The organism is Bradyrhizobium sp. SZCCHNR1043, assembly GCF_032489675.1.
Taxonomy (GTDB): Bacteria; Pseudomonadota; Alphaproteobacteria; order Rhizobiales; family Xanthobacteraceae; genus Bradyrhizobium.
In genome coordinates, this window is record NZ_JAUEYN010000016.1 from 12,900 (window position 1) to 26,428 (window position 13,529).

A 13,529-nucleotide genomic window follows, 5' to 3' on the forward strand; every position below is an offset into this window, starting at 1 on the left:
TGCGACAAATGCAACGAAGTTCGTCTCGTCCGGTTGAGCATAGCGCTGAATCAACGGGAGACATCAGGATGGTCACCTTCAAAGCCGCCGCGACGCTCGCCATCGCCGGCGCACTTTCTGTATCCACGCTGCACTCGGTCTCGGCTGCGCCGCTGACGTCGCTGTCGGCAGCCGCCAAACCGAGCGTCGAAAGCTCGAATGCCGTGCAGGTCCGCTACGGCGGCTGGCATGGCGGCTGGGGCGGCGGTGCCGCGATCGGCGCGGGGCTGTTGGCGGGTGCCCTGATCGGATCGGCGATCGCCGCACCCTCCTACTATGGCGGCTACGCGCCCTATCCCTACTACGGCGGGTACCGCTACGCCGCCTATCCCTACGGCTATGGCGGCTACTACCCGGCCTACCGGCCCTATTACGGCGGCTATGGCTACAGCTACGTGCCGCGCCCGATCTATCGCAGCTACGGCTATTCCTATGGCCCGCGGCCGTGGCGGCACAGCTACGGCTATTACCGCGGTCCGGGTTGGGGCCATCATGGCTGGCACGGCGGCCGTCATTTCGGACACCGCTACGGTCATGGCGTGATCCGCGCCCATCATCGCTGGTGATGTGATTTCGCTGGTGCGTGGGGCTCGCCCGACGCACCGGCACGGCGATGCGCAACCTCCGCCGCGCGGATGACGTACTCGTCATGATCGCGCCAGACGAACACGACAAATGTCGCCAACGCCTCATTGCGCCGGGCGCGATTACCCACCAGATCTGCTCGAGAGCCATGACCGTGGCGAGGAAGGCGCAGACGACTCCGGTGCGGAATTCCTTGGCAGCTCGACGTCCTGATCATCCTCTTCCCGCAGATGGAGCTGCTGGACTTCCGCGTTTTCCTTGATCCGCCCATACCCACCCCACCGATCGCGCGCAGCGCCGCTGTCGAACGTCGCAATCGCAAGCCGGGCAAGTGAGAGGTCCGCCGACGAGATGCCCGCCAGCGAGCCGCATGGTTTGAATCGGCAGTCCGGCTCTGCTGGGCCCGCACGATGTCCCGAAACTCACCGCAGGTAGCTGGCCAGGTTCAGGCTCTGGATCTTGGAGATGGCGGTATAACTCGCCGTGAGCTGGGCTTGATAAGTCGAGAGCTGGGCGGTGACCGCAGCGACGTCCACGCTGGTCAGGTCGGTCGCCAGACTCTCGGCATAGCTCTTGTAGTCGGTCTGCTGAGACTTCGCGCTCTCGATCCGGGACGCTGCATCGGAGACCTTGGCCTGCACCGTGGCGACATCGTCCACTGCTTGATCGGCAAGCGTCAGCGCGGAGGTGATGTCGGTTCCAGACAGGGTCGAGCTATTCGCAACGAACTTCAGAACACGCATGACCTCCTCGAAAGCAGGGTTGTCGGCGGTCACGCCATACGTCACGGACTGGCCGTCGGAGACACGGACCGAGGCAAGCTCGCTGTCGCCCTGATAATAGCTGGTATCCGTCGTGGCCAGCGATCCCGAGCCGGACGCGAAGGTCGAGGTATCGGCAGCCGGAGTCGAGGTGCGCCCTCCGCCGAACAGATATTGCCCATCATACTGGGTGTTCAGAATGCCCGCCATCTGCTGCAGCAACTGCTGCGCGGTACTGATCGCCGACGAGGTTCCCGTGCTGCTGCCGGAGCTCGCGGCGCTCAGGGCCGTGCGCAGCTGACTGACGATGTCGGACACCTGTCCCACCGCGGAATACATGACTTGCACCTTGCTGTCGGCCAGGGTCGCAGCATCGATATAGGATTGCGCCCGCGTGACCGAGACCTGAAGATTGACCACGTGCTGAGTGTCGGCGCCGTAGCCGGCGAGATACTCCGATTTCAGCCCCGAGGCTTCCTGCACCTGGAGATTGGCCATGGTCGCCTGCGTCCGCAGCGCGCTCGTGATCATCTGGTCGGAGTTCGAGAATGTCGCAATCCGCATCGTCATGATCTGCGCTCCGGACTAGGTCGATTGCACGGCAGTGAGCAACGAAGAGAACATGCTGTTGATCACGGAGATCAGCTGCGAGGCGGCAGCGTATTTGTTCTGCAGCGAGCTCAGCCGCGCGGTCTCCTCGTCGAGATTGACGCCCGATTGCGAGGACAGCGAGCTGGCATAGCTCGACTGGGCTGTCGACTTCGCGGTGTAGGCAGTGGAGGCCTGCGAAGCCTTGCTGGCGACATTGGCGACGATCGCCGCGGCATAGTCGGAAAACGAGCCGGTCGTTGCGCTGAGGCCTTCGGCCGACGCAAAGCTGGTCGAGCCGGTGAGCTTGTCGATGAGCGCATTGATAACCGTCGCCGAGCCGGCCGTCAGCACCTGGCTGCCAGTCGTCAAGGTCGCAGAACCGTCGAGCGTGCCGGTCGGCAGACCAGAAGCGCCGCTCGAGATGCTGCTGTTGACGGCAAAATTGGCGGCGCTCGTGCCGGTGACGAGATCATTCATGCCGAAATAGTTGGAGAAGCCGCTGCCGCCGACCGCACTGGTCATATCGTTGATCGCGATGCCGCTCGACGACGACGTGGCGCTGATCGACAGGTGTCCGCTGGAGTCGATCGAGGCGGAGACCCCGGAGATGCCGTTGAGCGCCGTGACCAGATCGCCCACCGTCGCGTAGGACGACAGATCGAGATCCTGGTACGAAACGAGATTGCCGCTCTGGTCAGCCACGGCGATGCGGACCGTTCCGGACGCCGACAGGGCGGTCGTGCTGCTGACGCTCGCCGACCCGGTCAGAGTGGCCGGAGGTGGCACGGCCGACGCGCCATTGCTGATCTCATTCAGCGCCGATTTCAGCTGCAAAGCCAACTGATCGAGCTGGGTCTGCGCGGCCGGCAAGGTCTCGTCCCGCAACGTGACCAGCGAGCCGATCTTGCCCGACGTGATCTGGGACGTGACGTCGACGCCGTCGACCATGATGCCGCTGAAGCCGCCGGACGCATAGCTCGAAGCCGCCGAGACATTCGCCGAGGCCGTGTAGCTCAGCGCGTGCGCCGAGCTGTCGACGAGGGCTCGCCCCGACGAGGTATAGACCTGAAGATCGCCATTCGACGCCGTGTAGTCGCTGACGTTCATGTAGGACGAGAGGTCCTGCAGCGCGGCATTGCGTTCATCCTCGAGATCCGCGGTCGATTGGCCGGACGCTGCCATTCTGCGGATCTCGACATTGAGATCGGCGATCTGCTGCAGGTCGTCGTTGACGCTCTGAACCGACGACGCGATGTCCTTGTCGGCGTTGGCGCGCAACGTCTGCACGCCACCAGAGGTGCTGCGCAGCTGGCTGGCGAAATCGTCCAGAGCGCTGACGACGGCCGATTGCAGCGAAACACTGCTGGGCGAGCTTGCCAGCGACGACAAGGCGGACGCCAGCGATGCAAGAGAGTTTGCCAGCGACGTTCCCGTCGTCGAAGTGCCGGATGTGGACGCGCTGCCGAACAGCTGCTGCAGTTGCGTCAGGTAGTTGTTGGTGGTGTCGGCCGCGCCGAGCTCGGAATTGGCTCCGATCAGGGATTTCAGCAGCAGCTTGTCGACATTGCTCGAAATGCCGGTAATCGAAACACCGGTCCCAACTCCCCCGGTCACATTCGTGACCTGGTTGGCCGTCTTCTGCGTATACCCCTTCGTGTCGGCGTTCGAGATGTTCGACGACGCCACGCTGATCTGCAGCTCCGTGGCCGAGATGCCGCTGAACGCGACCAGCCGTGCTATGTCGAGCGACATCACTCTACTCCCGCTGCTGGGCGGCCATCATGCCCTGACATTGGTTCCACAGGACGTCGCACGCGCGGTGCGTCGCCCGCCTGCGCCATAGGGCGACGCATTCGCGATCTGCTCGCGGATCGCCTGCATGACTGCCTCGATGCGACGATTGCTGGCTTCGATCGCAGCCCGCAGCCGAACGAGGTTCTCGTCCATCGCGCCACGCAGGTTAAAGATGTGCTCCATGAGCTGTTCGCGCAGGACGCGGTCGCGGACGTCGAGACTCGCCGTTCGCCTGGCGCATTCGGCAACCCGCTGCTCAAACAGCCCGGCGAGCCGATTCTTGTCGTCAAGCTGCTTGGAGCGCGAGGCCGGGAGCCCTTTGGCAAGCTCCGCATTCTCCTCCGACACCACCGCGATGAGCTCGTCAATCAGCGCGATCAAGGTCCGCACTTCATCTTCGCTGGCCGGCCGCTGATCGGCCTGAACTGCGTGTTTCATCCTGTCGCTCCCATCCTACTGTTCACGCTGCGGTCGGCGGCTGATCTGCGCGACACGGGCGTAGGTATTCAGCGCCGTCACCCTCACGGTGGCGACCTTGAGCTCTTCGTCGAGCAGCGCGCATTCACGCAGAAGCTTTCGTCGGACCGTTTCGATATCGTCAATCAAGGTCAACAGTTGCGCGCGGTCGTCCTTGCCGACGGTCGCGGCGCGCAGTCTCAGCCGCCGCAGCTTCTTCAGCAGAGCCTCGCCCTCGCCGAGCCGCTCCCTCTTCAGGTCGGCCATGATCTACCTCATCGACGAGATCAGGGTGTCGTACATCTTGTTGACCGCCGAGATCACCTGCGATGCCGCCGAATAGGCCTGCTGAGCCGAGATCATATTGCTGAACTGGCCCGTGGTGTCGGTCGTACTCGACTCCAGCTCACTGCCGTAGATGGTTCCTGCACCATTCTCGCCGGACGCCTGCAGGGTCGCATTGCCCGACGTCGCCGTCGACGTGTACATGCCGCTGCTATGCGCCACGAGGCCATTGGGATCGGCGAAGGTCGCCACCGCGATCTTGTAGATCGGAACCGTCTGGCCGTTGGAATACGTCGCCTCGACGAGGCCGTTCTTGCCGACCGAAATGCTGCTCAGCGTACCGAAAGAGATGCCATCGGAATTGGCACTGAAATTGGAGACGCTCGGCGTCGTGCTGCCGGATGACAGCTGGGTCAGACCATCGGTGCCGCCGCCCGTCGTGCCGAAGCTGAGCGCGATCGAGCTGGCCGCCGCGCCGTTATTCCAGGTGATGCCGAGATTGGTCGAAGAGACCGTGCTCAGCGAGCCATCTGAGTTGAAATCGATTGTATAGGTGCCGCTCGTCACGGTGCCGTCCGACGCCGTGGCCGGCGCGAAATCGGCGGTCCATTCGTTCGCCGTCGCCCCCTTGGTCCAGGTGACGTTGAGCGTGTGCGATTGCCCCAGCGAATCGTACACCGTCATCGAGCTGCTGAAGGTATCGCCGCTCGCGGCATCGGCCGGCAGGTTGGCGGCGAGCGACGTCTTGGTGGTCGCTCCACCATTCGTCAGCGCAACCTTGGTGTTGATCGATTCGAGCCCATTGCCGACCACGTTGCCGCTCGCATCGGTGCGCCAGCCTTCGAGATAATAGCCGTTGTTCTCGAGGTAGCCGGCATTGTCGGTGGTGAACGCGCCGTTGCGGGTGTAGAAGGTCTCGCCTCCGGCCGAAGTCGAGTTGGTCGCGACGAAGAAACCCGAGCCCTGGATTGCGACATCGGTCGCGTTGGTGGTGGCGGCCAGCAGCCCCTGCTGCGTGATATTGGCACGGCCGGAGACCGAGACGCCACCCGAGGAATAGGCTTTCGAGCTGCTCGATGCCGTCACCAGCTGCTCGAACAGGCCGGACGTGGTCTTGTATCCGGTCGTATCGGCGTTGGAGATATTGTCGCTGATCATGGCGAGCGATGAACTCTGCGCGTTGAGCGCCGAGATCGCCGATGACAGGGCTCCAGAAAGACTCATGATTGTACTCCGGGTAATGCCGTCAGGAGGTGACGCCGATAATGTTGCTGGCGCTGACCGGAACGCCGCCGACGGTGAGCGACGGCGTGCTGGTCGAGGTGTCGATGCCGGTTACGGTCCCGGTGATCGTCGTGTAGTTGAGAACCGAGGTGCCCGCGGAGTCCGTCGCCGTCACGGAGATCGTGTACTGGCCGCCGTCGCTGAGCTGATTGCCGCTGGAATCGGTGCCGTCCCAGGTGATCGAATTGGCGCCCTTGTTGCCGGTCCCTGTGCCGGTCCAGACCGTGCTTCCGGAGGAATCCTTGATCGATATCGAAACGTTCGATGCCGCCGACGAGAGGGAATAGCCGAACGTCGCCGAGCCATTCGAGAGAACGGCAGTGTCACTCTTGGCCTCGACGGTGTGACCGATGTAGTTCACTGAATTAAGCGTCACCAGGCTCGAGAACGAGCCAGCCAGCGAGGTCATGCTGCTGTTGAGCGACTGCTGCGAGGTGTAGTTGGCGTAGGACGTCATCTGGTTGATGAAGTCGGTCACGCTGGTCGCGTTGAGCGGATCCTGGTTCTGCAGTTCGCTCACCAGGAGCTGAAGAAAGTCGGTCGAACTGAGTGTCGTACGCGATGCGTCGCTGGATGATGAGGTCGATGAGGTGGTCGCGGTCGACGAACTCGCGGCGGAAACAGTCATGACGGAACTCCGGCTCGCGCCGCGAACGGCGGCGGGACACAGCACGACCACACGGTCGCGAAGGCGTTTGCTGATCAAACGGCCGGAGCGCCGAATCCAGGCGCACAATTAGTCGGTCGAATTAGTTGATCCGACGGCAGAATTTGCCGGCGCGCGGTTGCGCAGGGGCGGCAAAAATCGCCTGGTGCGGGGCCCCGCTCTGCATCGGCAGCGCGGCCTCGCGGCGCACTCGGCCGGTGGGCAGGACGAGACCAGCAGAGAGTATGGACGGCGCGACCAGGTCAGATCGGCTGCACCCGTCGCGTCATCTCCCGCGCCACGGCTCGCGTCGTCGCACTCGGGCGCCCCCGATTCATGCGCAAGCGAGCTCGACAAATTGAGGGTGATGGTGTTGCGGTTCCGGCGCCCACGGCCCAACCGGCCGAAGCGCAGTCGCCCAAGCTCGGCCCTGGCGGAGCTCAGCCGGGCTGGTGGGCGTCAGCCGGGGCGGTTGACGCTTCCTCTTGGGTCAGGCGGTTGGCCGCAGCAAGGATACGCGACGTCAAGCCCGCGGGTGCACGAACCGGCGGCGACGACAGCGCCTCACGAACAAGACGTGCCTCGGACAGCAATCGATCGGCCTCGGGAGAGGATGCAAGCAGATCAGCAGCCGATTGACGCTGCTCGGCTGGCCAGCGCGAGATGTCCTCACCCAGCCTACCGATCAGATCCTCGAATTCCCTGACGTCCATCGTCCGCCCAATCCAGCGCTTCCGGCTTGGTCATAAAGCATTCAGCCCGCGAACGAAATTGATATCGGCAATTGTGACGATCGACCGCAACCGGACGCGGGAAACTCCGTATTTTTCGGGAGCCGTCTGCACGCGACGCCGCACTGGATACCGAAACGGGAGACAATGCAGCCCGTTTCTGATCGGTTTCCCAAGATTTCCGCAGTGCGGCAGGTGCCTGATTCGGACAGAGCTACCGACGGTTGGCCGAATCACCGGCTGCTCGCTTTCCCCGGGCTGCCGCATCGACCGCCTCCCACGCCTCCCGCAGCTCCAGCAAACTTTGAGTGATCCGCTGGAAATTCTCGCGCATGTGAGGTCGACCGTAGGCCCGCAGCGCGGCCACGATCAGGGCGTTGTAGGTTCCGAACAGCTGGTCGGCGACCGGCCCGCCGCGCGTTGGATCAAGGTGAAGGCTCAATCCGCGCAGGATGGCGGTCGCCCGGGTCACATGGATGTGCCCCTCCTCGAAGCGGCGGGCCTCCTGCGCCTGCAGCGACTTCTGCAAGCTCAGCATCGCTCCGTTGAGCAGCATGATGACGGCCCGGAGCGGCGGAACGGCCACCGCAGCACCGCGATAGGCCTGACTTGCGAATTGCGCCATCGAATTTTGGGTCATCAGTTACTCGAACTCGCGTTGAGAAGGGCTTTTAGATAAGTGAGCGTGTTGTTGGCGCTCTCGATGGCGGCCTGATATTTGGCGTATTGCGCCGTGAGCTGAGTCTGGAACGTGGCGGCCGAGCTCTTGATGTCATCGACCTTGGCCTGCATCGTCTCGTCCTGCGAGGTCAGATTGTCGATCAGCGTCTGCAGCGATCCCGTGCTGGACGATGCGGTCTTGGCGATCTGGTAGATCTGGGTTGCAAGCCCCTGTGTGGAGGTCACGGTGACCGATTGCGACGTCGAGCCGGTGTAGGTGAAGGCCATCCCGGCATAGATCGTCCCGGAATTGCCCACGATCGTGTTGCCGCTGACCGTGAACAGCGAGCTGTCGCCGCCGACCGACGCGGTCGTGAGCGTCCCCGACGAGTCCACAGTCAGATCCAGGGTGAACGACTGCGGCGACGATCCGGTATTGACTACGCTGAGCTGGCTCGACGAGGTCGTGGTCTGCGCCGACAACAACGTCGTCACGCCGCTCAGATTGGTGCTGAGGATCGTCGACAGCGTGCCCGTATCGAGCTCGAGCTCGTTCTTCTCGTTGAACGACAGGCCCAGGTCCGCCATCGTCAGCCCGCCGACCGAGGTTCCGAGCACGGCCTGGAGCGAATTCATGATGTCGCGCATGGTGCCGTCGCCGAACAGGACGGAGCTCGAGGACGCCGTCCCGTCGGAATTGGTGGTCTGCTGCGCGATGACGGCATCGCGGAATGCGTTGTAGTCGGTGACGAATGTCTGCAATGCCGACGAGATCTGGCTCGTGTCCGTCCCGATGGTGACGGTCAGCGTCGTTCCGGACGGAGTCGCCTGCAGCAGATCGAAGGTGACGCCGCTGAGAACGTCGGTGATGTCGTTGGTGTTGCGCGTCAGGCTGATCCCATCGAGCGTGAATTCCGCCTCCTGCGCCGTCTGCAGCACGGTCGTGAAGGCACCCGAGCTGTCGGTCACGCCAAGCTTGTTGAGCACGTCGTCGCCGGACGAGCTGGCATAGGTGATGTCAGCGGAATCCTGGGTTCCCGTCAGCACCAGCTGATACGACCCGCTCGATACCTGGACGATCGACGCCTCGACATTGGTCGTAGAGGTCTGGGCATTGATCGCGTCGACGACATCCTGCAGCGACATGCCGCTGGTGATGGTGATGTCGGCCGTGCTGCCGCCGGATAGGCCGAGCGAGAACGTGCCGGAATAGCCGAGTGCCGCGGTCTGGCTCGACTGCGCCGTGCCCGTCACCTTATGTGCGGTGGCGATCTGGCCGATCGTCAGCGTGTGGCTGCCGGTCGCAGCACCGTTGCTCACCGACATCGACAGAGCCGATGAGGCGCTGACGTCGCCGGTCGCGCTGATGGTGGCGGCCCGCGTGGCGAAGGCGTTCGTCGCAAGCGAGTTCACCATCGACGTCGCCAGTGACGACAATCCCGAAGACAGCGTCTTCAGCGCAGTCTGCAGCGTCTGGTAGGCCGTGATCTTGACCTCATTGGCCGTGATCTTGGTCGAGATCTGGGTCGCCTGGGTGAGCTTGGCATTGACCGCGGATTCGATCAGCGCAGTCCAGTCGATCGTGCTCGTCGTGCTCGTTCCCGACGTCGTGAGCGAGCTGCTCGAACTCGTCGATGATGAGGAAGAAGACGACGTCGTGCCGCTCGTGCTCGAGGTTGCGCTGGTCACCGTCATCTATCGTCGTCCTCCGAGGGAAGGGCCGGACCGGCGTGGCGCCGGCCCGGCAGATCGCAACTCAGCCCAGCAGCTTCAGGAGGTACTGCGGGATCTGGTTGGCGGCAGCTTCCGCCGACACCGCGGCCTGGGTCTTCACCTGCGCCGACGACAGTTTCGCCTGCTCCGACGCGATGTCGACGTCCTTGATCGCAGAGTTGGCCGATTGCAGGTTCTGCGTCTGCGTGGAGATCGAGTCCGCCGAAAAGTTGAAGCGCGATTCCTGCGCGCCGATGTCGGCGCGGGCCTTCGACACGGTGTCGATCGCGGTGTCGAGAGCGGTCAAGGCTGCGGTCGCGCCGGTCTGGGTGCTGACGTCGAGCGACGAGACGCCGAGCGTGCTCGCGGTGAGATCCGACAGCGTGATGTTGATGGTGTCGGACGCGGACGAGCCGACCAGGACCGAGACGCCCGACGAGAAGGTGCTGGTCCCGTCGAGCAGGCTCTGGCCGCTATAGCGCGTTCCGGTCGCGATCGACGAAATTTCGCTGATCAGCTGCGAGAATTCCGACTGGATGTAAGTGCGGCTGGTTCCGACCGTGGTGCCCGATGCGGACTCTGAGGCCAGCGACTTCATGCGCGCCAGGATGTCGCTGATGTTGGACGCGCCGCCATCCGCGGTCTGCAGGATCGACGTCGCCTGCGCTGCGTTGGTCGCGGCCTGCTGCAGCGTGGTGATGTCCGAAGAGATGCGCGTCGAAATGGCGAGACCGGCCGCGTCGTCCGAGGCTGACGTGATGCGCGAACCGCTCGACAGCTTGGCGAGCGAGCTCGTCTCCTGGTTGGAGTTGATGTTCAGGTAACGGACGGCGGAGTTGGCGGCGATGTTGGTGGAAATTGCGGGCACGGTGAGGACTCCTGAGTGATCGGCAAAGCACGCCGCATCGTGGAAGGACTGACGGTGCGGATCGGCCCCGTCTGACCGATCAAACGGAAGCGCCTGCGGGATTCAGGCGGGATTTCTCCTGCGCCGAGAATTTTATGGTTAGCAATCCGTGAAGGCGCCGCGAATGTCGCGCTCGTGACGCCGCAGCATGTCGCGCAGTTGCTGGCGTCCCCGCTTCAACAGGGACTCCACGGCGGCCACTGTCGTGTCCATCACCTCGGCGATCTCGCCGTTGCTCATGTTCTCGTGATACGACAGGATCACGGCGATCCGTTGCTGCTCCGGAAGCCGCTGCATCGCCCCCTCCAGGAGGACGCTGAGCTCCGCACGCTCGATGACGCTCACTGCATCCGGCTTGCCGTCCGCAACCTCTGGTACCACGTCGACATTCTCGGTCCGCGGCTTGCGGCGGATGTCGATGCAGCGATTGCTGACGACGCGATAGAGCCAGGTCGAGAATTTGGCGCGACCGTGCTGCCACCGCCCCCGGTGAGTCCAGACCTTCAACATCGTGTCCTGCACGACGTCCTCGGCGTCGGCGGCATTGCCGACGATGCGCAACGCAATCGCATAGGCGCGATCGATGTGGCGCTCGACGAGAAGACGAAATGCGAGCTCCTCTCCGGTGGCGAGCCGGTCGAGCAGGTCCTTGTCCTCGTCGAAGACCGCGGCCTCGCCTGGCGGCGCGGAGTCGGGAACCGTGCTGGCCGACTCGCTCGACGACAGCGCCGCGACGTCCGGGGACCCCGGCTCTTTCGAAGATATGCCATCGGCCGGGGCCCAGACGTCCAGCGCGTAGCTCATTTCCGAATCTCCAACCCGCAATGCCGAATGCGGCATTCGCAGACGGCTTCCGATCGTTGAACGCGGCGACCGAAAGAAGCAGGCGAAGATTTTTTGTGATTTTTCAGGTAGTTAGATGGAATGTTTTGCCTAGGGACAGGCAAATTCTGCCGCACGCGGATCGAGCGCCCGACGATCGTTGAGAAAGAGAGGCCGATGTTCGGCATGGCGGGGGATTCATTCCAGAAGACGAATTCAGCAGAAAACGCGAGCTGCAACGCTTACTAACAGCATCCGTGGATGCATACCGCGCACACAAAGTCCGCGGTTGAGCAAGGTTCGGAATTGTTGCGAAACGATCATCTCGCCCGGCAATTTTTTCCGAATCACCTCGACGAAATTATCGCATTTTTCGACTCTGTCAGTTGCCGCGGACGCGATTTTTGAATCGCGTGACGATTTTTGCGACATTGCGCGCCTGATCCATCGCGTTCGTACGTTGTAGTTGCTGATAGCACGATAGATGAAGCGATCGACGCGCTGCGTCGCGCGCCGCCGACGCGCGCGTAGATGGCCATCATGTCTATAGCGTCAACGAATGTTGCTGAATGTTTCGATCTGCATCGAGGCTCCAGAGCCTCACCGCACTCGATATATCCGGTGTGAAACTCGTGATCCGCACTGCGACTTCGTTTGCGAGACCAATCGTCCGCTTCGGCCTTGATAAGGCGCATCAGACCGAAGTGATTGCGAATACTTCTGCTCGCGCAGCCACGGTGTTTGTCATCTGTTGCGGCCTCGAGCAGCGCGCCCGGCAACATTGCGAAACGAAGTTCGCGTTTTCCGTGTCGAAAGCCCGGTCTTACTCGCATCATCGCAAGACACCGACGCAAGCGCATGCGCGATCGACGCGCCTGATTGGCCGACGTGGTCCGTTCTATTGTGCGGGAGGGCCCGGCATGACGCGACAAGATCTGAAGACCAACGACCACGACCCGGTGCAAAGCCTGCGCGCTCACGGCGTCAGGCTCGGTCAGCGGCAAGGTCATCGTCTGCAATGGCTGTCGCGAACATTCGGGCCGGTGGTTCACTGCGATGACCTTCCACCGCCTGGCCGTGGCCGCACTATCGTCCTGATCGACCCGCCAACGGGCGCCGGGGCGGAGCTGCTGTACGGCGCGCTGACCTCGCATGACGCCGTGGTGATCCCCTTCGGCGAAAACCCCGCGTTCGATTTCCTGAAATCCAAGTTGACCGAGTTCGGCACCGTCGGCACCTCAGCCGACGGCCCGCACGAATTATGGTGGGGCGGCCGCGACTGGCCTGCGCCGGACGCAGCACCGGCAACTGCGGTGCGTGTCGTGTCCTGCCATCCAACGACGGTCGGCGACTTGCACGTCTATCATCTCAGACGCTCGTTGCAGCGGCTCGGGCTCCCATTCGACGTCGAGGCGATCGATCGCCGCCCCGGCGAACGCCTGAGCGCTGCGGACAAGGCCGACTTCATCGCGCGGATGTGGCAGCGGAATCGCGAACCGCTGTTGTACGTCGAGGCCGACGTGATGTTCCAAGCACCTCCGGACCTTCCTCATCTGGCAGGCTGCGACTTTGCCGTGCATAAGTGGAACGGCTGGGAGATGTCGCCGCGCACCCTCTATTTCGGCCGGTCCAAGGCGGCCGGGACAATGCTGACGACCTGGCGTGAGATCGCCTCTTCATATCCCGATATCTGGGACGGCTATCAGATCGATCAGGCCTGGAGTGCGGTGAGCTCCCAGATCGCGCTCGACACGGTCTGGCTTCCCCGCAGCTACCATGCCGTCGCAGGGGAAGCCGGAGTCCGCAACGCGACGATCGTCCACAATCTGAAGCCGACAAAGGCTGATCTTGGTCCCGACCCGGACTTTGCCGAGGTGGCGCGGTCGCCCCGGCGGGCCGGGCGCGTCGGCGCGTTGGAGTCGCTACTCGTGGTGCGCTCGAAAGTAAAATCCGGCAGAGGTGTCACGGTCATCCTGCGCGACGTCGGAAGCAGCAGCGCACGCGCCGCCGCTGACAGCATCGAGAAGCTGACCAGCGCCTTCGTCGCTGATTGCGGCGGCTTTGGCCGCCTCGAGCTCTCACTGTGCTCGTGGCAGCCGGAGGTTCGCATCGCGCGGGAGGCCGCTTTGCTGGCCGACAACATGGTGCTCGAGATCATCCCCGGTCAGGAGCTGCCGGCCAATTTGTTCGCCGCGACGGCCACCTCGGGAGCTGCGCACCGGCCCACCACCTTCAACGCCCATCGCCGCTGACGC

General features: G+C 63.3%; 13 protein-coding genes. 2 read left to right on the forward strand and 11 right to left on the reverse strand.

The features are described from left to right. Positions 1-68: 68 nt before the first annotated feature. Entirely contained in the window at positions 69-605 is a 537-nt protein-coding gene (locus tag QX039_RS26335) for a hypothetical protein (RefSeq protein WP_315739740.1), read from the forward strand. A 441-nt stretch (positions 606-1,046) separates the two neighbouring features. Here QX039_RS26335 and QX039_RS26345 read toward each other — a convergent pair whose 3' ends face one another. The 11 genes from QX039_RS26345 to QX039_RS26395 form a co-directional block, all read right to left on the reverse strand. Then, positions 1,047-1,955 carry a flagellin gene (locus tag QX039_RS26345; RefSeq protein WP_315739741.1) on the reverse strand — a complete coding sequence of 303 codons (909 nt, stop codon included), beginning with the start codon at positions 1,953-1,955 and terminating at the stop codon, positions 1,047-1,049. A 15-nt stretch (positions 1,956-1,970) separates the two neighbouring features. Beyond that, positions 1,971-3,728: a flagellar hook-associated protein FlgK gene (gene flgK / locus QX039_RS26350; protein ID WP_315739742.1), complete on the reverse strand. Its 1,758-nt coding sequence runs from the start codon at positions 3,726-3,728 to the stop codon at positions 1,971-1,973. A gap of 27 nt (positions 3,729-3,755) precedes the next feature. Then, positions 3,756-4,208 (reverse strand): flagellar protein FlgN, encoded by a 453-nt coding sequence (locus QX039_RS26355; protein ID WP_315739743.1) that lies wholly within the window; start codon positions 4,206-4,208, stop codon positions 3,756-3,758. Positions 4,209-4,223: 15 nt separating this feature from the next. Beyond that, positions 4,224-4,493 (reverse strand): hypothetical protein, encoded by a 270-nt coding sequence (locus QX039_RS26360; RefSeq protein WP_315739744.1) that lies wholly within the window; start codon positions 4,491-4,493, stop codon positions 4,224-4,226. 3 nt (positions 4,494-4,496) lie between these two features. Continuing rightward, positions 4,497-5,735 (reverse strand): flagellar hook protein FlgE, encoded by a 1,239-nt coding sequence (gene flgE, locus QX039_RS26365; protein ID WP_315739745.1) that lies wholly within the window; start codon positions 5,733-5,735, stop codon positions 4,497-4,499. A gap of 22 nt (positions 5,736-5,757) precedes the next feature. Further along, positions 5,758-6,423: a flagellar hook assembly protein FlgD gene (locus QX039_RS26370; RefSeq protein ID WP_315739746.1), complete on the reverse strand. Its 666-nt coding sequence runs from the start codon at positions 6,421-6,423 to the stop codon at positions 5,758-5,760. Between the two features lie 458 nt (positions 6,424-6,881). Then, on the reverse strand, positions 6,882-7,154 hold the full coding sequence (locus tag QX039_RS26375; RefSeq protein ID WP_315739747.1) for a hypothetical protein: 273 nt from the start codon (positions 7,152-7,154) through the stop codon (positions 6,882-6,884). 232 nt (positions 7,155-7,386) lie between these two features. Further along, positions 7,387-7,812 carry a flagellar export chaperone FliS gene (locus QX039_RS26380; RefSeq protein WP_315739748.1) on the reverse strand — a complete coding sequence of 142 codons (426 nt, stop codon included), beginning with the start codon at positions 7,810-7,812 and terminating at the stop codon, positions 7,387-7,389. Further along, positions 7,812-9,527, reverse strand: a complete 1,716-nt coding sequence (gene fliD, locus QX039_RS26385) for a flagellar filament capping protein FliD (RefSeq protein ID WP_315770404.1) — start codon at positions 9,525-9,527, stop codon at positions 7,812-7,814. Before fliD ends, QX039_RS26380 begins: the two co-directional genes overlap by 1 nt. A 61-nt stretch (positions 9,528-9,588) precedes the next feature. Beyond that, a complete protein-coding gene (locus tag QX039_RS26390) occupies positions 9,589-10,413 on the reverse strand; it encodes a flagellin (RefSeq protein ID WP_315739750.1) in 825 nt (274 codons plus the stop codon). Positions 10,414-10,551: 138 nt separating this feature from the next. After that, the gene (locus tag QX039_RS26395) at positions 10,552-11,256 is read right to left on the reverse strand and encodes an RNA polymerase sigma factor (RefSeq protein WP_315739751.1); all 705 of its coding nucleotides are present in this window, start codon (positions 11,254-11,256) and stop codon (positions 10,552-10,554) included. A 938-nt stretch (positions 11,257-12,194) separates the two neighbouring features. Between QX039_RS26395 and QX039_RS26400 the strand changes: the two genes are divergently transcribed. Continuing rightward, complete coding sequence (locus QX039_RS26400) at positions 12,195-13,526, forward strand: hypothetical protein (RefSeq protein ID WP_315770406.1); 1,332 nt, start codon at positions 12,195-12,197, stop codon at positions 13,524-13,526. Positions 13,527-13,529 lie beyond the last annotated feature (3 nt).